Source organism: Mesorhizobium sp. M1A.F.Ca.ET.072.01.1.1 (genome assembly GCF_004023325.1).
In the GTDB taxonomy this organism is placed as follows: Bacteria; Pseudomonadota; Alphaproteobacteria; order Rhizobiales; family Rhizobiaceae; genus Mesorhizobium.
Window position 1 is genome coordinate 1 of the sequence record NZ_RZSF01000111.1, and the last position, 18,508, is coordinate 18,508.

The following is an 18,508-nucleotide window of genomic DNA, read 5'->3' on the forward strand; positions in this document are numbered from 1 at the left end:
GGGCGGATCGGCCATGTCTTCACCCATTTCGCGCTCGAACTCGACGTCTTCCATGCCCACATCAGGGGTGATGCGCCCAACGGGCATTTCTGGTCGCTAGCCCACGAAATTTCCGGGGAAGCGCTGCCGACCGTCATGAAAAAGGTAATCGAGGCAGCGATACCGGGCGCAACCAAAAAGCAAGCCCCGCAGCGCCCGCGTTGAAAGGACCGCAATGACTGACATCCGCCACATCGTGTTCGACATCGGCAAGGTGCTGATCCACTACGATCCGGACCTTCCGTTCAGCCGGCTGATCCCGGATGCCGAGGAGCGGAAATGGTTCTTCGACAATGTCTGCACCAGCGCCTGGAACATCGAGCAGGATCGCGGCCGCACCTGGCAAGACGCCGAGGCGCTGCTGATCGCCGAACACCCCGATCACGCCGAGAACATCCGCAACTTCCGCCGCTGCTGGCACGAGATGGTGCCGCATGCCTATGACGACAGCGTCGCCATCATGGTCGGCCTTATCGACAGGGGCCGCGATGTGACCATGCTGACCAATTTCGCCGCCGACACATTCGCCGAAGCCCGCCGGCGCTTCGACTTTCTCAATCGGCCGCGCGGCGTCACCGTCTCGGGCGAGATCGGCCTGATCAAGCCGGACCAGGCCATCTACGACCGTCACGTCGCATCCTTCGACCTGGAGCCGGCCGCCACACTCTTCATCGACGACAGCCAGAAGAATGTCGACGGCGCCAAGGCCGCCGGCTGGCAGGCGGTGCTGTTCACCGATGCCAAGGCGCTTCAAGCGGATCTTGAACGGCTCGGGATTGCGGCCTGAACTGAACCACTTGCAGCAATCGGTTGAGCTTTCGATTCAAGCGGATCAGCCGCCTGCCCGCTCCATTCCGAGGCGGGCGATGCGGCGCAATTCGTCGATCGGGGTGAGGCCGCCGCTGCGCTCATAGTGCCAGAAGGTCCAGCCGTTGCAGGCGTCCAAACCCTGCACCTCGGCGCCGATCTTGTGGATCGAGCCGGCGCTGTCGCCGATGGCCAGCGTGCCGTCGGCGCGCACCTTGGCCGCCCAGCGCTTCTTGGCGTCGTAAAGTGTGGCGCCCGGCGCCACCAGGCCGGTGTCGATCAGGCTTATGAAGGCGACGCGCGGCTCGGCGCGCTTGCCGGACAGCACGGTGAGGTCGGCCTCATCCAGCGGGCGCACGGCGGCGATGCGCTCATTGGCGGCATCGATGTAGGATTGCTCGCGCTCGATGCCGACGAAGTGACGGCCGAGGCGCTTGGCGACCGCACCCGTGGTGCCCGAGCCGAAGAAGGGATCGAGCACGACATCGCCCGGCTTGGTCGAGGCCATCATGATGCGGGCCAGCAACGCTTCCGGCTTCTGCGTGGGATGCAGCTTGTTGCCGTTCTCGTCCTTCAGGCGCTCGGCGCCGGTGCAGATCGGGAACAGCCAGTCAGAGCGCATCTGCAAATCGTCATTCGAGGCCTTTAGCGCTTCGTAGTTGAAGGTGTAGCCCTTGGACTTCTGGTCGCGCGAGGCCCAGATCATCGTCTCATGCGCGTTCTGGAAGCGGCGGCCGCGGAAATTCGGCATCGGGTTGGTCTTGCGCCAGACGACGTCGTTCAGGATCCAGAAGCCGAGATCCTGCATCCTGGCACCGACGCGGAAGATGTTGTGGTAGGAGCCAATCACCCAGATCGTGCCATTGGGCTTCAGCACGCGTCGCGCGGCAAGCAGCCAGGCGCGGGTGAAGGCGTCATAGGCCTCAAAACTCTCGAACCGGTCCCAGTCGTCGTCGACGGCGTCCACCTTGGACTGGTCGGGCCGATGCAGATCGCCGTCGAGTTGCAGGTTGTAAGGCGGATCGGCGAAGATGACGTCGATCGACTTTTCCGGCAGCCTGTCGAGGGTGGCGACGCAATCGCCTTTGAGGATCGTGTCCAGCCATTCGGACTGCTGGGGAGCGTGGGAAAGCTCGTCGAGAAGACGCACGGCAGACATCAAAACACCCAAAGCACACGTTACGGTTTACTGGCCGTTATGGTTACCGATCAGCGTAAACATTCGGTGAAGGTCGAGCGAGAGCCTGCGCCACCGATTTGCGAACACCGGCCCATTGGTGTATGCCGCGCCGCTTGGGCCAGTCAGGCCATTTTCCTCCCGTTTTCGGATTGCCAATGCCCCAGCCAGACCTTGTCATTTTCGATTGCGACGGCGTGCTCGTCGATTCCGAGATCATCGCCGCGCGCGTGGAGGCCGAGCTTCTGACATCGGCCGGATACGAGATTTCGCCGGAGGAGCTTGCCGAGACCTATGCCGGGCTGACCTTCAAGGACATCCTGATGCGGGTCGAGGAAAAATCTCACCTTCCCTTCCAGGCCTCGCTGATCGACCGCGCCGAGGAACTCGTCGATCGCAAGCTGCGCAGCGACGTGCGCATCATCGACGGCGCACGCGAGGCGGTGGCGGCGGTGACCACGCCGCGCGCCGTCTGCTCCAATTCGCGCACCGAGCGGATCGAGTTCATGCTTGAAAAGGTGCGCCTGCTGCCCTTCTTCGCCGGCCGCATCTTTTCGGGGCTCGACATCCCCAGCAAGAAGACCAAGCCGGCACCGGACGTGTTCCTCTATGCCGCCGAACAGCTCGGCGCCAACCCGAAGAACACTTTCGTCATCGAGGATTCGGTGCACGGCGTCACCGGCGCCAGGACGGCGGGCATGCGCGTCATCGGCTTCACCGGCGCGGGGCACAGCTATCCCGGCCATGCCGACTCGCTGACCGAAGCGGGCGCCGAAACCGTCATCCGCCGTTTGGCGGAACTCGGCAGCACAATCGCGGCATTGTCGGAGTGGTCGGAGGACGCCTAACCGCGGAAGCGCGATTGGCGGCGAACCAGATCAGTTTGTCGCCGCCGCGGCGACGCGCTTCTTCCTCTTGGCCTTGGACTTGTCCGTCGCTGCCGGCGCGTTCTCGTCATAGCCGGCATAGGCTTGGTAGTCGCGGGCGGTCGGCTCCGGCACCACGACATTGGTGTCGGTGAAGACGAACTGCGTCGCGGCAGACGGATCGGTGACCTGCACCTGATACTGATGAAGTTGCGAATAGAGCACGTCAGGCCCATGTTGGACCGCGATGCGGATCGGCATCGTCACGGTACCGGGCGTGAACAGCGGCCCCGGCACGACCTTACCGGCCACCGCGATCTTCATCGTCAGTTGGCCGTTTTCGTGAGTGCAGTCGCGTGTCACGTCGGTGATCGACGCCTGATAAATGATCTTGGCGGGATCGCGATTGGGGTCGACGGGTTGACCGTTGGGTCCGGTCTGTGCGGCTGCGGCTGCCTGGGCTTCAGCGTCCGCCCCAGCATCGACTTTCTTTTTCTTCGTCTTGGCAGCGGTGCCCTTGGCATAGGTATTGAAGAAGGCGGTGCCGTCGCGCAGAGTCACTTTCGGGCAGTAGGCGCGCAACTGGCTGGCAAGCACCTTGGGGTCCTGCGGCGGTGGCGGCGCGGTCGGGTCCTTCTTGCTGAAGCCGAAGTTCAAAATGCCATTGTCGCTCGATTGGCAGCCTGCGGCGGCAAGCATAAAGCCGGTGAGCGCCAGACCCGCGACAACACGGCGGTTGACCGAATAAAACCTCATGAACTGCACTTCCCTCTCACAAAGCCGGTGACGTATATCAACGCCGCGGCGAAAATGCGACTGAGCCGGCTCGGAAAATTAACCAATTTGCCGTGGATGACGCGGCCGGCAGCAATGGGTTCTTGACGATGCAATATGTGAGTACCCGCGGGGATGCGCCCGTGCTTGGATTTTCGGACGCGGTGCTGGCCGGACTGGCGCGCGACGGCGGGCTTTACCTGCCGCGCGAATGGCCGCAGTTCTCGTCCGCCGATATTCGCGCGATGCGCGGCCTCGCCTATCCCGACCTTGCCATCCGCGTCTTGACACCCTTCCTCGGCGGCGAGATCGCCGCACCCGTCTTCGAACGGCTGGTGCGTGAAGCCTACGCGACTTTCCGGCACGATGCGGTCTGCCCGCTGGTGCAGACGGGCAAAAACACCTTCATCCTCGAGCTCTTCCACGGCCCGACGCTGGCTTTCAAGGACGTGGCGATGCAGCTGCTCGCGCGGCTGATGGACCATGTGCTGGTCGAACGGGGCAACCGCGCGACCATCGTCGGCGCCACCTCCGGCGACACCGGGGGCGCGGCAATAGACGCCTTTGCCGGCCGCGACCGCACCGATATCTTCATCCTTTTCCCCAACGGCAAGGTCTCGCCGGTGCAGCAGCGGCAGATGACGACGTCGAGCGCGGCGAACGTCCATGCGCTGTCGATCGAAGGCAATTTCGACGATTGCCAGGGCCTGGTGAAGGATATGTTCAACGACCACGCCTTCCGCGACAGGGTGTCGCTGTCGGGCGTCAATTCGATCAACTGGGCCCGCATCATGGCCCAGATCGTCTATTACTTCTCCTCGGCGCTGTCGCTGGGCGCGCCCGACCGGCCGGTGTCATTCACCGTGCCGACCGGCAATTTCGGCGATATTTTCGCCGGTTATGCCGCCAAGAGAATGGGGCTGCCGGTCGAGCGGCTGATCATCGCCACCAACGACAACGACATATTGGCGCGCACGCTTGCAAGCGGCGAATACCGCACCAAGGGCGTGTTCGCCACCACCTCGCCGTCGATGGACATCCAGGTGTCCTCGAACTTCGAGCGCCTGCTGTTCGAGGCGGCGAGCCGGGATGCGGCGACGGTCAGGCGCTACATGAACGGGCTGAAGCAGTCCGGCGCCTTTACCGTCGAAGCGGGCGAAATGGCGAAAATCCGTGCGGAGTTCGACGCCGGCCGCGCCAGCGTCGACGAGGTCGCGGCAACCATTCGCCAGACGCTTGAAGCGAGCAGCTATCTGCTCGATCCGCACACGGCCGCCGCTATGCACGTAGCGGCCGGCCATATGTCGGGCGCCGTGCCCATGGTGGTTCTCGGCACCGCGCATCCGGCCAAATTCCCGGCGGCGGTCAAGGCCGCCAGCGGCGTTACGCCAGCGCTGCCCGCTTGGCTCGCCGGCTTGATGACAGCCGACGAAAAGTACACCATACTTCCATCCGAGCTGAAAATGGTGGAAGAATACGTGAGCCGCCACACGCGGGCGGCCCGTTAGGGAGTAGTTGCCATATGGGTGTTGAGGTAAGCCGTCTGTCGAACGGCCTGACGGTCGCCACCGAAACCCTTCCAAGCCTCGAATCCGTTGCCCTTGGCGCCTGGGTCAAGTCGGGCGCACGCAATGAACGCGACGAAGAGCATGGCATGGCCCATCTGCTCGAGCACATGGCTTTCAAGGGAACGAAACGGCGCAGCGCCTTCGAGATCGCCTCGGAAATCGAGAATGTCGGAGGCGAGATCAACGCCGCCACCAGCGTCGAGACGACCTCCTACTACGCCAGGGTGCTTTCCGCCGACGTGCCGCTCGCGGTCGACATCCTGGCCGACATCCTGCAGGAATCGGAGTTCGATCCGGAGGAACTGGAGCGCGAGCAGCATGTGATCCTGCAGGAGATCGGCGCCGCGCACGACACGCCGGACGACATCGTCTTCGACCGTTTCACCGAAACCGCCTTCCGCCACCAGACCATCGGCCGCTCGATCCTCGGCACGCCGGAGACGGTCAAATCCTTCACCTCCAGGCAGCTGCACGATTTCATCGAACGGCAATATGGCGCCGAGCGCATGGTGATCGTGGCCGCCGGCGACATCAAGCACGACAATTTCGTGCGCGAGGTGGAAAGACAGCTTGGCGGCTTCCGCGCCAAGGCCACCAGCAACATCCCGCAATATGCGCAGTATGTCGGCGGCGACTTCCGCGAGGACCGCGACCTGATGGATGCGCAGATCGTGCTCGGCTTCGAGGGCCGCGCCTACCATGTGCGCGACTTCTACGCCTCGCAGGTGCTGTCGATGATCCTCGGCGGCGGCATGTCGTCGAGGCTGTTCCAGGAAGTGCGCGAGAAGCGCGGCCTGTGCTATTCGGTCTATGCCTTCCACTGGGGCTTTTCCGACACCGGCATTTTCGGTGTGCATGCGGCGACCGGACAGAGTGATATCGCCAAGCTGGTGCCGGTCATCATCGACGAATTGCAGAAGGCCGGGGAAAGCATCCAGCAGGATGAGCTCGACCGCGCACGCGCGCAATATCGGGCCGGCCTAATCATGTCGGCCGAAAGCCCGGCAAGCCGCGCCTCGCAGATCGCCAGGCAGTTGCTGCTGTTCGGGCGGCCGATCGCCAAGGAGGAGTTGATGGAGCGGCTGGCGGCGCTGACCGTCGAGCGGCTGACCGATCTCTCCTCGCGGCTGTTCTCGACCAAGCCGACGCTGACGGCGGTCGGCCCCGTGGGCACGCTGGCGCCCTACGAGGCGATCCTCGAATCGCTTGCGGGCCCGCAGACGACGGCTCGCAGGCTCGCCGTCTAACCTTCGTTCCAAAGTCGTGTTCGCGCTTCCTTTCTTTCGCCGCGACCTGCCGGCACTGAAGGGCGAAAAGGTCACGTTGCGCGTGCCTTTGATCAACGACTACCGCGAATGGTCGACGCTGCGCGGCGAAAGCCGCGCCTTTCTGGAGCCATGGGAGCCGCGTTGGCAGCCTGACGAGCTCGACCGCACCGCCTGGCGGCTGCGCATCGGCCGCTACCGCGAGGACTATGCGCAAGGCACGGCCATTGCCTTCTTCATCTTCGAGAAGTCGAGCGGCAAGCTCGCCGGCGGCATCACGCTCGGCAACATCCGCCACGGTGTCGCGCAAAGCGGCCACATCGGCTACTGGATCGGCGAGCGCTTCGGCGGCCGTGGACTGATGACCGACGCGGTCAAGGTGGTGTCGCGTTTTGCCTTCGATACGCTGCGGTTGCACCGGATCGAGGCTGCCTGTATTCCCGACAACGCACGGTCGATCCGCGTGCTTGAAAAAGCCGGATTCCGGCGCGAAGGACTTCTCAGATCCTATCTCCGGATCAACGGCATCTGGCAGGATCACTACCTCTACGCCCGGATCGCGGACGATCCGCCGGGTGATGGAACGAAGGGCTGATATGTGACGACTTTTTCGCGAATCGCGTCGCTGTTCGCCCTCATCCTGGCGCTCTTCGTCACGCTTTCAGCGGTTGCGCCGGCATTGGCCGTCGAGCCGATCAAGATTGCCCGCGACGACAAGGCGCTCGACCTTTCGGGCGCAGTCGAGATCTACCGGAACCAGGGCGAGAATTTCCAGGTCTCGACCGCGCCCGGCCCCGACGGCATCGTGCGGCGCATCGAGGTCGAGGCCAATGACGCGCGCTCGACCGGCGACTGGGCGGTGTTCGCGCTGGCCAACACCACCGACCAGCAGCTCGACAGGCTGATCGTCGCGCCGCATTTCCGCCTGGTGAATTCCGGTATCTTCTGGCCCGATCTCGGCTCGACGCGCATCGCGGCGATCACGCCCAGCGAAGGCTTCGCGCTCGACCGCCAGACCAGCCCCGACGCCGATGTGTTCCGAGTGACGCTCAACCCCGGAACGGTCGTCACCTTCATCGCCGAGCTCGCCTCGCCCAAGCTGCCGCAGGTCTATCTGTGGGACCCGGAATCCTACAAGGACTCGGTCAATTCCTACACGCTGTTCCGCGGCATCGTCATCGGCATCGCCGGCCTCTTGGCGCTGTTCCTGACCATCCTGTTCGTCGTCAAGGGAACCTCGATGTTCCCGGCCACCGCCGCCCTTGCCTGGGCGGTGCTCGCCTATATCTGCGTCGATTTCGGCTTCCTCAACAAGGTCATCGAAATCTCGCCCGGCAACGAGCAGATGTGGCGGGCCGGCACCGAGGTGGCGCTGGCGGGTACCTTCGTGGTGTTCCTGTTCGCCTATCTCAACCTCAACCGATGGCACGGCCATTTCAGCTATGGCGCGCTGGTCTGGATCCTCGGGCTGCTGCTGATTGCCGGCGTGGCCATCGTCGATCCGGCGGTCGCCGCCGGCATCGCCCGCATCTCGTTTGCCGCCACCGCGCTCACCGGCCTCGGCCTCATCATCTTCCTCGGAATTCGCGGCTATGACCGCGCGATCATGCTGGTGCCGAGCTGGGTGATGGTGCTGCTCTGGCTATGTGGGTCGTGGATGGCGATCACCGGCATGCTGGACAACGACATCGCCCAGCCGGCGCTCGGCGGCGGCCTGATCCTGATCATCCTGTTGATCGGTTTCACGGTGATGCAGCACGCTTTTGCCGGCGGCGCGCTGCACCAGGGCCTGTTTTCCGACCTCGAGCGCCAGGCGCTTGCAGTCGCCGGCTCGGGCGACATCGTGTGGGACTGGGACGTGCTGCGCGACCGCGTGGTGACCAAGCCCGACATCAGCCTGCAGCTCGGCCTTGCCCCCAACAGCCTTTCGGGCGCGGCCCGCAACTGGCTGCCGGTGCTGCATGCCGACGACCGCGACACCTTCCGCACCACGCTGGACGTGGTGCTGGAGCACCGCCGCGGCCGCGTGGCCCAGAATTTCCGCCTGCGCGGCGCCGACGGGCATTATCATTGGTTCTCGCTGCGCGCCCGTCCCGTGATCGGGTCGGATGGCGAGGTGATCCGCTGCGTCGGCACCATGGTCGACGTGACCGAGCAGAAGAAGTCCGAGGAAAGGCTGCTGCACGACGCCGTGCACGACAACCTGACCGGCCTGCCTAACCGCGAGCTGTTCATGAACCGGCTGGAGGCGATCATCTCGATCGCCCGCACCGAGGACAAGGTGCGCCCGACCGTCTTCGTCATCGACATCGACCGTTTCAAACAGGTCAATGACGGGCTCGGCATTTCGGCCGGCGACACCATCCTGCTGACCATCGCGCGCCGGCTGCACCGGCTTTTGAAGCCCAAGGATTCGCTGTCGCGCTTTGCCGGCGACCAGTTCGCGCTGATGCTGCTGTCGGAACAGGATCCGGCCCGCATCGCCGCCATGGCCGATGCCATCAAGCATGCGATCAACAATCCGATCACCTTTGCCAAGCGCGAGATCGTGCTCACCGCCTCGATCGGCCTGATCACCTGGACGACGGCGCAAACCTCGTCGGAGGACATGGTCAAGGACGCCGAGCTTGCCATGCATCAGGCCAAGCGTTTCGGCGGCGACAGGATCGAGCCGTTCCGGCCGGCCTTCCGCACCGTCGGCACCGACCGGCTGCAGTTCGAATCCGACCTTCGCCGCGCCATCGAGCGGCGCGAATTCACGCTTGCCTACCAGCCGATCGTGCGGCTGGAGGATGGCAGCGTCGCCGGCTTCGAGGCGCTGCTCAGATGGGATCATCCGCGGCGCGGGATGATCCCGCCGGGAGACTTCATCCCGGTGGCTGAGAATTGCGGCCTGATCGTGCAGCTCGGCCTGTTCGCCATGCAGCAGGCGGCCGAGGATCTGGCGGCCTGGCAGAAGCAGATCGGCGACGCGCCGCTGTCGGTTTCGGTCAACCTCTCCAGCCGGCAGCTCATCCGCCGCGACCTGGTCAGCGACGTGCGCTCCGTCATTGCGCGGGCCAACTTGAAGCCGCGCTGCTTCCGGCTCGAACTCACCGAATCGCTGGTGATGGACAATCCCGAGCAGACCGCGCATGTGCTGACCAAGCTCAAGCAACTCGGCATCGGACTGTCGCTCGACGATTTCGGCACCGGCTATTCATCGCTCTCCTACCTGACGCGCTTCCCCTTCGACACGATCAAGATCGACAAGAGCTTCGTCGACGACGCAACGCCGAAACGTGCGGTGCTGCTCAAGTCCATGGTCAACATGGCCCATGAGCTTGGCCTGTCGGTCGTCGCCGAAGGCATCTCCGACGAAAGCGACGCGCTGGAGCTGCGCCAGATGGGCTGCGAATATGTCCAGAGCTTCATGTTCGGCGCGCCGATGCCCGGCGACCAGGTGCTGAAGACGCTGAGGGAGCAGTACCCGCTCACGCAGGCTTAGAGGGCGTTGCTTCGGCGCTTACGAACTGCGGTGACCTTCCAACTCGTCATCACCCTAAACGCTCAGAGCGCCGCCATTCCTCAGAGCTGATGACGAAGCCAAGGCGGGTTCGACCAGTCCCGCAGGTCGGCAAAGGCGTTTAAGCGTGCCCCGCGGCGGCGCTCAAATGGGCGAGATCGATGCCGATCGAGGCAAGGATGCGATCGTATTTGCGCTCGATGTCGGCGTCGAACAGCAGCTCAGGCGTCGCCGGGCAGGTCAGCCAGCCATTCTCGGCGATCTCGCTTTCGAGCTGGCCTGCGCCCCAGCCGGAATAGCCGAGCGCCATCAGCGCATGACGCGGCCCGCGACCCGTCGAGATGGCGCGCAGGATGTCGACCGTAGCGGTCAGGCAGATGTCGTCGGAGACGTTGAGCGAGGATTCCACGCGATAGTCGCCGGAATGCAGCACGAAGCCGCGGCTGCGGTCGACAGGCCCGCCATTGCGCACGACGAAATCGCGGGCATGCGCCGGCAAGCGGATTGCTTCCTGCTCGTTCACGATGCCAAGCTGCACCAGAAGGTCGGGGAACAGCATCTGCTGCGTCTGATTGATGATCAGGCCCATGGCGCCCTCGTCGCTGTGGGCGCAGATATAGATGACGGAGCGCGTGAAGCGGTCGTCCTTCATGCCAGGCATGGCAATCAGGAACTGATCGTCGAGAAAGCCGCGTCCGGCCGTCTTCTTTTTGTGACGCAACAAGTCCATGGAGCTGAGGGTAACCCGTTTCCGCGGCGCCGAAAAGATGGTCAGGCTGCCCGATGTCACGCAAATATGATACCTGCAGGAACATGAAATCATTGCGCGGCCAAGAACGGGCGATCAAATCACCGTCATGCGATACCTGAATATTGTGGCGCTCGGCGCCGTCGTCGGCCTGGCAGCGGGGCAGCCGGCCGAGGCATCATCCTCGGCCTGGTACAACAGCGAAGGCGGCAAGGTGCGGCTGGTGACCAGCGGCAAGCCGGACGAGACGGGCAAGATCCACGGCGTGCTCGACATCGCGCTGAAGCCAGGCTGGAAAACCTATTGGCGCGATCCCGGCGACGCCGGTGTGCCGCCGCAGATCGACATCTCGGCCAGCACCAACATCGCAGATGCAAAGCTGTCGTTTCCGCCGCCGCAGCGCCACGACGACGGCTACGGCAAATGGGCCGGCTACGACCGTCCCGTATCGCTGCCGGTGACCTTCACGCTGTCGGCGCCCGACCAGCCGGCGACGATCGATGCCAACGTCTTTCTCGGCATTTGCGAGACGATCTGCATTCCGGTGCAAACGAGGCTCAGCCTCGATCCTGCTTCCGATCCGGACAACCCCACCGACGCGGCGCTGGTGAAGACGGCGCTTGCAACGCTTCCTGCCCCGGCGCGACCTGATTTCGGCATCCGCGTGCTGCCCGGCGATCACGAGACGCTCATCGTCGAGGCGCATTCGCCCGGCGATGCCGAGTCCGTCGACTTTTTCATCGCGGGCGAGCGCGACTATATGTTCGGCGCGCCGGTGCGCAGCGAGAAGGACGGCAAGCTTGTTTTCACCGTGCCGATCCTCGACCGGCCGTCGGCGACGCCCACGGATGGCGGGCTCTACTACACGCTGACAAGCACCGAAGGTGCGGTGGACGGGATGCTGCCTTTCCCTTGAGCCAATTCGTCGTGGAGCCGCAATTGCGGATGGAAAACCGCTGGGCACTTTTCCTGGCATTGCTCTGAACGGTTGCGGAATGCGGCCCGGTTCGATATCGCAGGCACAGATCCTTCCCAATCTCCCAAACGAGGAAACCATGACTATTTCGGTTGGCGAAAAATTGCCCGAGGCGACTTTCAAGGTGATGACCGCCGATGGCGCCAAGCCGATGACCAGCGCCGAGATTTTCGCCGGCAAGAAGGTGGTGCTTTTCGGCGTTCCCGGCGCCTTCACGCCAACCTGCAGCAACAACCATCTGCCGGGCTATCTCGAGAACCACGACGCCATCGTGGCGCGCGGCGTCGACACTATCGCGGTCGTTTCGGTCAACGACGTCCATGTCATGGGCGCCTGGGCACGCTTCACCGGTGGCGAAGGCAAGATCCTCTATCTCGCCGACGGCAGCGGAGACTTCGCCAAGTCGGTCGGACTCGACAACGACCTTTCCGCGAACGGCATGGGGCTGCGCTCGAAGCGCTTTTCGATGATCGTCGATGACAGCAAGGTCGTGGCGCTCAATGTCGAAGCCAAGCCGGGCGTCGACGAGAGCGGGGCGGCCAAAATCCTCGAGCAGCTCTGATGCTCGACATCGTCTGGCGCGCCATCGCGATCGGCATCGGCGCCACGGTCTTCATGGACGTCTGGGCCATTATCCTCAACAAGGCGTTCGGGCTGCCGCGGCCGAATTGGGGCATGGTCGGCCGCTGGGTCCGGCATCTGCCCGAGAAGGTCTTCCATGACGATATCAGTCAGGCCGCCCCCTACACGCATGAAAAGGCGCTGGGCTGGGCGTTCCACTATCTCGTCGGAATTCTCTACGGCGTGATCCTGGTCGTGCTGGCGGGAACGGGCTGGCTGGCGGCGCCGACCTTCCTGCCGGCCTTTATCCTCGGCATCGTCACCGTCGGCGCCGGCTGGTTCCTGCTGGCGCCCGGCATGGGCGCCGGCTGGGCAGCATCCAGGACGCCCAACCCGATGCTGGTGCGCGCGCTCAACCTCGTCTCGCACACGGTCTTCGCCCCGGCCTGTTCTCCACGGCGCTAGCGATCCGGTAGAGAACGTCAGGCGCGTTAATAGCTCTGCGTCGAACGCCTGGCCGCGGGCTTCCTGGCCGGAGCACCAGCCTTCTGCGGCGCAGCCGCAACCGGTGCCGGCCGCGCCTGTTTCGGCTTGAACGGCGCCATGCCTAGCCTTGCCAGTTCGTCGGCGCGCTCGTTCTCCGGGTGGCCGGCATGGCCCTTCACCCAGTGCCAGATAACCTTGTGGCGCCTGTTGGCCTCGTCGAGCGCCTGCCAGAGCTCACCGTTTTTGACCGGCTTCCTTTCGCCGGTCTTCCAGCCGTTCTTCTTCCAACCATGGATCCATTTGGAAATGCCGTCCATGACGTATTTGCTGTCGGTATAGAGATCGACCGTGCACGGCTCCTTCAGCGCATCGAGCGCGCTGATGGCGGCAAGCAGCTCCATGCGGTTGTTGGTGGTCTCGGCCTCGCCGCCCGACAGCTCCTTGGTGACGCCGTTGTAGCGCAGCACCGCGCCCCAGCCGCCCGGCCCGGGATTGCCCGAGCAGGCGCCGTCGGTGAAGATCTCGATTTGCTTGTTCATGTCAGTCCGTATTCGGATGGAGACTTGATCGCCCTGTGGAAGCGCATGCGGCGGATATATTCGGTCGGATCGCGCTTCATCACCAGCCCGCTGTTGGGAATGGTCAGCCAATCATAGAGCCTGGTCAGCATGAAGCGAAGCGCCGAGCCGCGCGCCAGCATCGGCAGCGCCGTTTTTTCCTCGCCCTCAAGCGGCCTCACCGACTGGTAGCCGGCAAGCAGCGCGGCCCCTTTGGTGAGGTTGAAGGAAAAGTCCTTCTCGAAGCACCAGGCGTTGAGGCACGTGGCGACATCATAGGCATAGAGGTCGTCGCAGGCGAAATAGAAATCGATCAGCCCGGACAGCTTCTCGCCAAGGAAGAAGACATTGTCCGGGAAGAGATCCGCGTGGATGATGCCTTGTGGCAGGCGGGTCGGCCAGTTGCGCTCAAAATCCAGGAAGTCCGCGTCGACTTCGGCCGCGAGCCCCGGCTCGACCTCGTCGGCGCGGTCGCGCGACGCCGCCCAGAGCTTGCGCCAGCCGTCGATGGCAAGCGCGTTCGGCCGCTTCATCGGGAAATCCCGCCCGGCGAGATGGAGCGCGGCCAACGCCTTGCCGACCTCGCCGCAATGTGCTGCCGTCGGGCGCCTCAGCGACAGGCCCTCGAGAAAGGTGATGATGACGGCCGGCCGGCCGGCGAGTGTGCCGATGACGGTTCCGTCATGCGCGGTGACCGGAAGCGGGCAGGAAATGCCTTTTCGCGCGAGATGGCCCATCAGACCGAGGAAAAAGGGCAGATCGGCCTTGTCGACGCGCTTCTCGTAGAGCGTCAATATGTAGGAACCCGTGGAAGCATGGACGAGAAAATTCGAGTTCTCGGTCCCTTCGGCGATGCCCTTGTAGGACAGGAGTTCGCCCACCGGATAGGCTTTCAGAAACGTGCTGAGCTCGTTTTCGTTGACGTCGGTGTAGACGGCCATCTGGGTTTACGCGGCTCCGTTGACGAAGGCCATGTCGGCCGCCGTCAGTTCGACATCGCGCAACACCCGCATCACCGGAAAATCCTCCGTTTCCGTGGCCGTGATGGCCAGATCGATGGTGACGTCGAAGCGTTGCCGGAACGCGTCGATGATCTCGTCGACGATGATTTCCGGCGCCGAGGCGCCGGCCGACAGGCCGAGCGTCGAAATCCTGCCGATCTCATTCCACGGAATTTCGGAGGCCCGCTGCACGAGAAGCGACATCGCGGCGCCCGCGCGCTCCGCCACTTCGACAAGACGCCGCGAGTTGGACGAGTTCGGCGCGCCGACGACGAGGAAAAGGTCGGCACCGGCGGCCGTCTCCTTCACCGCCTCCTGGCGGTTGGTGGTGGCGTAGCAGATGGATTCGGCGGCCGGGGCGTGAAGCTCGGGGAAACGCTCTTGCAGCGCCCGGATGATGCCGGCGGTGTCCTCGACCGACAGCGTCGTCTGGGTGACAAAGCCAAGCGCCGCCGGGTCTGCCGGCACGAAGCTTGCCGCATCCGCCTCGGTCTCGATAAGGGTCACGGCTCCTTCCGGCAACTGGCCCATCGTGCCGATCACTTCCGGATGGCCGGCATGGCCGATCAGGAGCACATGGCGGCCGAGCCGCTGGTGCCGCATCGCCTGCTTGTGCACCTTCGACACCAGCGGACAGGTGGCATCGAGGTAGAACAGGTTGCGCGCCTCGGCGTCGGCCGGCACCGATTTCGGCACCCCATGTGCGGAAAAGACGACCGGCGACTGACGATGCTCGGGCGGGATCTCCGACAATTCCTCGATGAACACCGCGCCCAGGCTCTGCAGCCCCTCGACGACATAGCGGTTGTGCACGATCTCATGGCGGACATAGACCGGCGCGCCGTATTTCTTCAGCGCCAGCACGACGATCTGGATGGCGCGGTCGACGCCGGCGCAGAAGCCGCGCGGCTGGCAAAGCCTGATCGTCAGCGGTGGCTTTTTTTCAATCATCAAAACGGGCCGGTTCAGTCGGAAAGCTGAAGGCGAAATGAGGCGTGCACCCCTGCCCTGTCAAGAGCGGCGCTCACTCCTCCTTCGCCGGGCGGCGAAGCCTGAGGATCAGCACCGCGGCAAGGGCGGCGGCAAGGCCATACCAGGTGACGGCATATTGCAGGTGGTTGTTCGGCAGATCGATTATGGTGACGCCGCCGACCGGCAGACCGCCGGGGTTAGGGGTCTTGTCGGCATCGATGAAGAAGGGCACCAGCCCGGCTCCCGCTGGCAGACCGGCGCTCGAGGCCATGACGTCGCGGTCCTTCCAGTAGAAGATGTTCTTGGCGACGTCGTTGTCGGGCAGCATCATCGAGGGTTTTTCGGGCAGCGGATTGCGGGCAAGCCCGGTCACCGTCACCGTGCCGGCGACCTCGCCCTGCTTCCGCTTGGCCGGATCCTTGAGATCGTAAGGCACGAAGCCGCGGTTGACGAGTACGAAGCGGCCGTCGTCGAGCCGCAGGGGCGTGTAGACATTGAAGCCCGTGTCGCCTTCCCAAGTGGCGAAGAAATGTCGTTCGCCCTGGTGCAGGAAAGTGCCGGTCACCGTAACCGGCGTGTAGTCGACATCGTGTGTGGCGGCGAATTCTTTCTCGACATCGGTCAGTGGCAACGGTGCCGCATGGGTGCGCTTGTCGATCGTATCGATCAGCCCTTCCTTCCAGTGCAAGCGCTGGACCTGCCATGTGCCGAGGCCGAGGAGAATGGCGAACAGGACAAGGCCGAGCCCAAGCAGCAGTGCCGAGCGCGGCCGCGAAGCGCCGGCAGTCGAGGAGGTCGCATCGCTCATTGGCCGCTGTCCAGCCTGCCTTCCGCGGCCTTCTTGGAATATTGCAGGGTGATCAGCACGCCCTTGATCAGGCGCAGCGCCGCCAGGCTCAGCACCAGCGCCAGCGGTATCCACAAAATGAAATGCAGCCAGAGCGGCGGGCTCAGCGTCACTTCCATCCACAGCGCCAGGCCGACGACGATGAAGCCGATGATGAGGATGACGAAGACCGCCGGACCGTCGCCGGCATCGGCAAAGGAATAGTCGAGGCCGCAATTGTAGCAGCGCTTGCCGACGGTGAGGAAGCCGGAGAACAGCTTGCCCTCGCCGCAGCGCGGGCAATGGCCGCGCAGCCCGGCCGAGATCGGGTCGACGGGTGGCCAGATCGCCTTGTCTTCGCTCATGTCAGCACCGTAGACCCGTTCGGTCAAAAAGATAAGGCGGCCACGTCGCCGCAGCCGCCTCGTGAACTCAATCCAAAGGGTCTCAGTGGGCTTCGATTACCGCGCCGCTCGAGGCCCAGACATAGATCGCGGTGAACAGGAACAGCCAGACCACGTCGACGAAATGCCAGTACCAGGCGGCCGCCTCGAAGCCGAAATGCTGCTTCGGGGTGAAATCGCCCCGCATCGCCCGGATCAGGCAGACGAGCAGGAAGATGGTGCCGATGATGACGTGGAAGCCGTGGAAGCCGGTCGCCATGAAGAAGGTGGCGCCGTAGATCGAGTCCTTGAAGCCGAACGGAGCGTGCATGTACTCGTAGGCCTGCACCATGGTGAACAGCATGCCGAGGCCGACGGTCAGGATCAGGCCGTTGATCAGGCCCTTGCGGTCGCCGTGCAGCAGCGAGTGGTGCGCCCAGGTCACCGTCGTGCCCGACAGAAGCAGGATGATGGTGTTGTAGAGCGGCAGGTGGAAGGGATCGAGAACCTCCAGACCTTTTGGCGGCCAAACGCCGCCCGTGAAAGTGGTGCGGGCATATTGCGCGGCCTCGCCCGGGAATAGGCTGGCGTCGAAGAAGGCCCAGAACCAGGCGACGAAGAACATCACCTCGGAGGCGATGAACATGATCATGCCGTAGCGCAGGTGCAGCGAAACGACGCGCGTGTGGTGGCCCTCATGCGCTTCCTTGATGGTGTCCGACCACCAGGCGAACATCGTGTAGAGCACAATGATCAGGCCGATGAAAAACAGCCACGGATTGGCGATGTTATGGCCGAAGATTGGGAAGCTGCCGGCCTTCAGATACTGCATCAGGCAAACGCCGCCGACGGCCGTGACCAGTGCGCCGATCGAGCCCAGGAAAGGCCAAGGGCTGGGATTGACGAGATGGTAGTCGTGGTTCGGTTTTGCGTGCGCGTCTGCCATATCAACCCCCGAGGCTTGCTTCGGAATCTGGAACTTTGTTGCTGCTGCGAGCGGCCGGCGCGGACGACGCGACTGGCTGCTTCTTTTCGACCGGGAACATGGTGTAGGACAGGGTGATGGTCTTCAAGTCCTTCAGTTCCGGCACGTTGACGATGTCTGGATCGACATAGAACACGACCGGCATGTCCAGCGTCTCACCGGGCTTGAGCGTCGTGTCGGTGAAGCAGAAGCACTCCACCTTGTTGAAATAGGCGCCGGCCATTTCCGGCTGCACGTTGAAGGAGGCGCGCCCGGTGATGGGGCGATCGAACTTGTTGGTGGCGCTGTAATGCGCCTGCGTGGTCTCGCCGATCTTGATCGTCACCGAGCGCGCGACGGGCTCGAACTGCCACGGAATGCCGTTGGTGTTGGCGTCGAAGCGGATGGTGATGTCGCGGTCGAGCACGCGACCGGCATATTGCTTCTCGGCGCGCTGCGTCGTGCCGCCATAGCCGGTGACCTGGCAGAACATCTTGTAGAGCGGGACCGCCGCATAGGCCATGCCGACCATGCCAGTGAAGAAGGCAAGGCAGACCGCCACGACGATGCGGTTGCTGTTCTTCCCGATGGGTCCGGTCTCGCCGCTCATCGCCGCCCTCACATCAAATTCGTCGGTATCAGGCCGGAGGCATGGTGGCCGAAGCGCACGATGGTGGCGATGTAGAAGATGATGACGAGCGCGGCCAGCGCGACGCCGATGGCAACGGAGCGGCTGCGCCGCGCCTTCCGCTGGCGTTCGGTCAAGGTGACCAGTTCGAGGTTCTTATCGGCCACGATCATGCTCCCCCCATGACGAGGGCACGCCCGACCACGCTGTCGACGAGATAGGCGGCAAAGATTGCGAAGAGATAGAGCAGCGAAAAGCCGAACAGCGCCTTGGCCGGCTTCATCGCGCGGTCGGCATCGCTCATGTCCAGCACCTTCCAGGCATACCAGACGAAGCCCAGGCCGAGCAGAACGGAAACCGCGCCATAGGCGGCGGTGGTGTAGCCGAGCAGCCATGGCAAGACGC

The 18,508-nt window shown here is 63.8% G+C and carries 19 protein-coding genes and 3 pseudogenes; 10 read left to right on the forward strand and 12 right to left on the reverse strand.

Annotated features, from left to right (window positions below; translation table 11 throughout):
• Together EOA32_RS16965 and EOA32_RS16970 are read left to right on the forward strand one after the other, a co-directional pair.
• Positions 1-204, forward strand: a pseudogene (locus EOA32_RS16965) (NUDIX domain-containing protein); the annotation flags it as partial.
• 10 nt (positions 205-214) lie between these two features.
• Positions 215-826, forward strand: coding sequence for an HAD family phosphatase (locus EOA32_RS16970; protein ID WP_095800287.1), 612 nt, complete (start codon positions 215-217; stop codon positions 824-826).
• A 45-nt stretch (positions 827-871) separates the two neighbouring features.
• Here the strand turns inward: EOA32_RS16970 and EOA32_RS16975 are convergent, their stop codons facing one another.
• Positions 872-2,005, reverse strand: a complete 1,134-nt coding sequence (locus tag EOA32_RS16975; protein WP_095781697.1) for a site-specific DNA-methyltransferase — start codon at positions 2,003-2,005, stop codon at positions 872-874.
• A gap of 176 nt (positions 2,006-2,181) precedes the next feature.
• Here EOA32_RS16975 and EOA32_RS16980 point away from each other — a divergent pair, with 176 nt between their 5' ends.
• Positions 2,182-2,871 carry an HAD family phosphatase gene (locus tag EOA32_RS16980; protein WP_095781964.1) on the forward strand — a complete coding sequence of 230 codons (690 nt, stop codon included), beginning with the start codon at positions 2,182-2,184 and terminating at the stop codon, positions 2,869-2,871.
• A 30-nt stretch (positions 2,872-2,901) separates the two neighbouring features.
• Here the strand turns inward: EOA32_RS16980 and EOA32_RS16985 are convergent, their stop codons facing one another.
• Positions 2,902-3,645: a hypothetical protein gene (locus EOA32_RS16985; RefSeq protein WP_128372353.1), complete on the reverse strand. Its 744-nt coding sequence runs from the start codon at positions 3,643-3,645 to the stop codon at positions 2,902-2,904.
• Positions 3,646-3,773: 128 nt separating this feature from the next.
• Here EOA32_RS16985 and thrC point away from each other — a divergent pair, with 128 nt between their 5' ends.
• The 4 genes from thrC to EOA32_RS17005 are packed head-to-tail and all read left to right on the forward strand — an operon-like array spanning position 3,774 to position 9,983.
• A complete protein-coding gene (gene thrC, locus EOA32_RS16990; RefSeq protein ID WP_095781965.1) occupies positions 3,774-5,171 on the forward strand; it encodes a threonine synthase in 1,398 nt (465 codons plus the stop codon).
• 14 nt (positions 5,172-5,185) lie between these two features.
• Entirely contained in the window at positions 5,186-6,478 is a 1,293-nt protein-coding gene (locus tag EOA32_RS16995) for a pitrilysin family protein (protein WP_066997977.1), read from the forward strand.
• 16 nt (positions 6,479-6,494) lie between these two features.
• Positions 6,495-7,091, forward strand: a complete 597-nt coding sequence (locus tag EOA32_RS17000) for a GNAT family protein (RefSeq protein WP_128372354.1) — start codon at positions 6,495-6,497, stop codon at positions 7,089-7,091.
• Positions 7,092-7,094: 3 nt separating this feature from the next.
• Positions 7,095-9,983: an EAL domain-containing protein gene (locus tag EOA32_RS17005; protein WP_095777976.1), complete on the forward strand. Its 2,889-nt coding sequence runs from the start codon at positions 7,095-7,097 to the stop codon at positions 9,981-9,983.
• 139 nt (positions 9,984-10,122) lie between these two features.
• Here EOA32_RS17005 and EOA32_RS17010 read toward each other — a convergent pair whose 3' ends face one another.
• A complete protein-coding gene (locus EOA32_RS17010; RefSeq protein WP_066997984.1) occupies positions 10,123-10,731 on the reverse strand; it encodes a YqgE/AlgH family protein in 609 nt (202 codons plus the stop codon).
• 127 nt (positions 10,732-10,858) lie between these two features.
• On the opposite strand from EOA32_RS17010, the gene EOA32_RS17015 reads away from it, so the two are divergent.
• From EOA32_RS17015 to EOA32_RS17025, 3 genes and pseudogenes are all read left to right on the forward strand, one after another.
• Positions 10,859-11,665 (forward strand): protein-disulfide reductase DsbD domain-containing protein, encoded by an 807-nt coding sequence (locus EOA32_RS17015; protein ID WP_128372355.1) that lies wholly within the window; start codon positions 10,859-10,861, stop codon positions 11,663-11,665.
• 139 nt (positions 11,666-11,804) lie between these two features.
• Complete coding sequence (locus tag EOA32_RS17020) at positions 11,805-12,287, forward strand: peroxiredoxin (RefSeq protein ID WP_066998201.1); 483 nt, start codon at positions 11,805-11,807, stop codon at positions 12,285-12,287.
• Positions 12,287-12,762, forward strand: a pseudogene (locus EOA32_RS17025) (DUF2938 domain-containing protein). The gene EOA32_RS17020 and the pseudogene EOA32_RS17025 overlap by 1 nt, the downstream one beginning before the upstream one ends.
• Positions 12,763-12,777: 15 nt before the next feature.
• Here the strand turns inward: EOA32_RS17025 and rnhA are convergent.
• The 9 genes and pseudogenes from rnhA to EOA32_RS17070 form a co-directional block, all read right to left on the reverse strand.
• A complete protein-coding gene (rnhA, locus tag EOA32_RS17030; protein WP_095781702.1) occupies positions 12,778-13,311 on the reverse strand; it encodes a ribonuclease HI in 534 nt (177 codons plus the stop codon).
• Positions 13,308-14,270: a homoserine kinase gene (locus tag EOA32_RS17035; RefSeq protein WP_128372356.1), complete on the reverse strand. Its 963-nt coding sequence runs from the start codon at positions 14,268-14,270 to the stop codon at positions 13,308-13,310. Before EOA32_RS17035 ends, rnhA begins: the two co-directional genes overlap by 4 nt.
• A 6-nt stretch (positions 14,271-14,276) precedes the next feature.
• Positions 14,277-15,281 carry a 4-hydroxy-3-methylbut-2-enyl diphosphate reductase gene (gene ispH, locus EOA32_RS17040; protein WP_095781704.1) on the reverse strand — a complete coding sequence of 335 codons (1,005 nt, stop codon included), beginning with the start codon at positions 15,279-15,281 and terminating at the stop codon, positions 14,277-14,279.
• 73 nt (positions 15,282-15,354) lie between these two features.
• Complete coding sequence (locus EOA32_RS17045; RefSeq protein WP_189407176.1) at positions 15,355-16,110, reverse strand: SURF1 family protein; 756 nt, start codon at positions 16,108-16,110, stop codon at positions 15,355-15,357.
• A complete protein-coding gene (locus EOA32_RS17050; protein ID WP_067327857.1) occupies positions 16,107-16,493 on the reverse strand; it encodes a DUF983 domain-containing protein in 387 nt (128 codons plus the stop codon). The genes EOA32_RS17045 and EOA32_RS17050 overlap by 4 nt, the downstream gene beginning before the upstream one ends.
• 82 nt (positions 16,494-16,575) lie before the next feature.
• On the reverse strand, positions 16,576-17,457 hold the full coding sequence (locus EOA32_RS17055) for a cytochrome c oxidase subunit 3 (RefSeq protein WP_066998007.1): 882 nt from the start codon (positions 17,455-17,457) through the stop codon (positions 16,576-16,578).
• Between the two features lies 1 nt (position 17,458).
• Positions 17,459-18,085, reverse strand: a complete 627-nt coding sequence (locus EOA32_RS17060; RefSeq protein ID WP_128372357.1) for a cytochrome c oxidase assembly protein — start codon at positions 18,083-18,085, stop codon at positions 17,459-17,461.
• Between the two features lie 8 nt (positions 18,086-18,093).
• Positions 18,094-18,276, reverse strand: coding sequence for a hypothetical protein (locus EOA32_RS17065; RefSeq protein WP_066998013.1), 183 nt, complete (start codon positions 18,274-18,276; stop codon positions 18,094-18,096).
• Positions 18,273-18,508: pseudogene (locus EOA32_RS17070) on the reverse strand (protoheme IX farnesyltransferase); the annotation flags it as partial. The gene EOA32_RS17065 and the pseudogene EOA32_RS17070, both read right to left, overlap by 4 nt.

Excerpts from the sequence above, each read along its gene's own strand:
- EOA32_RS16970 (WP_095800287.1), top strand. The coding sequence starts at position 215 with ATGACTGACATCCGCCACATCGTGTTCGACATCGGCAAGGTGCTGATC.
- EOA32_RS16975 (WP_095781697.1), bottom strand. The coding sequence starts at position 2,005 with ATGTCTGCCGTGCGTCTTCTCGACGAGCTTTCCCACGCTCCCCAGCAG.
- EOA32_RS16980 (WP_095781964.1), top strand. The coding sequence starts at position 2,182 with ATGCCCCAGCCAGACCTTGTCATTTTCGATTGCGACGGCGTGCTCGTC.
- EOA32_RS16985 (WP_128372353.1), bottom strand. The coding sequence starts at position 3,645 with ATGAGGTTTTATTCGGTCAACCGCCGTGTTGTCGCGGGTCTGGCGCTC.
- thrC (WP_095781965.1), top strand. The coding sequence starts at position 3,774 with ATGCAATATGTGAGTACCCGCGGGGATGCGCCCGTGCTTGGATTTTCG.
- EOA32_RS16995 (WP_066997977.1), top strand. The coding sequence starts at position 5,186 with ATGGGTGTTGAGGTAAGCCGTCTGTCGAACGGCCTGACGGTCGCCACC.
- EOA32_RS17010 (WP_066997984.1), bottom strand. The coding sequence starts at position 10,731 with ATGGACTTGTTGCGTCACAAAAAGAAGACGGCCGGACGCGGCTTTCTC.
- EOA32_RS17015 (WP_128372355.1), top strand. The coding sequence starts at position 10,859 with ATGCGATACCTGAATATTGTGGCGCTCGGCGCCGTCGTCGGCCTGGCA.
- EOA32_RS17020 (WP_066998201.1), top strand. The coding sequence starts at position 11,805 with ATGACTATTTCGGTTGGCGAAAAATTGCCCGAGGCGACTTTCAAGGTG.
- rnhA (WP_095781702.1), bottom strand. The coding sequence starts at position 13,311 with ATGAACAAGCAAATCGAGATCTTCACCGACGGCGCCTGCTCGGGCAAT.
- EOA32_RS17035 (WP_128372356.1), bottom strand. The coding sequence starts at position 14,270 with ATGGCCGTCTACACCGACGTCAACGAAAACGAGCTCAGCACGTTTCTG.
- ispH (WP_095781704.1), bottom strand. The coding sequence starts at position 15,281 with ATGATTGAAAAAAAGCCACCGCTGACGATCAGGCTTTGCCAGCCGCGC.
- EOA32_RS17045 (WP_189407176.1), bottom strand. The coding sequence starts at position 16,110 with ATGAGCGATGCGACCTCCTCGACTGCCGGCGCTTCGCGGCCGCGCTCG.
- EOA32_RS17050 (WP_067327857.1), bottom strand. The coding sequence starts at position 16,493 with ATGAGCGAAGACAAGGCGATCTGGCCACCCGTCGACCCGATCTCGGCC.
- EOA32_RS17055 (WP_066998007.1), bottom strand. The coding sequence starts at position 17,457 with ATGGCAGACGCGCACGCAAAACCGAACCACGACTACCATCTCGTCAAT.
- EOA32_RS17060 (WP_128372357.1), bottom strand. The coding sequence starts at position 18,085 with ATGAGCGGCGAGACCGGACCCATCGGGAAGAACAGCAACCGCATCGTC.
- EOA32_RS17065 (WP_066998013.1), bottom strand. The coding sequence starts at position 18,276 with ATGATCGTGGCCGATAAGAACCTCGAACTGGTCACCTTGACCGAACGC.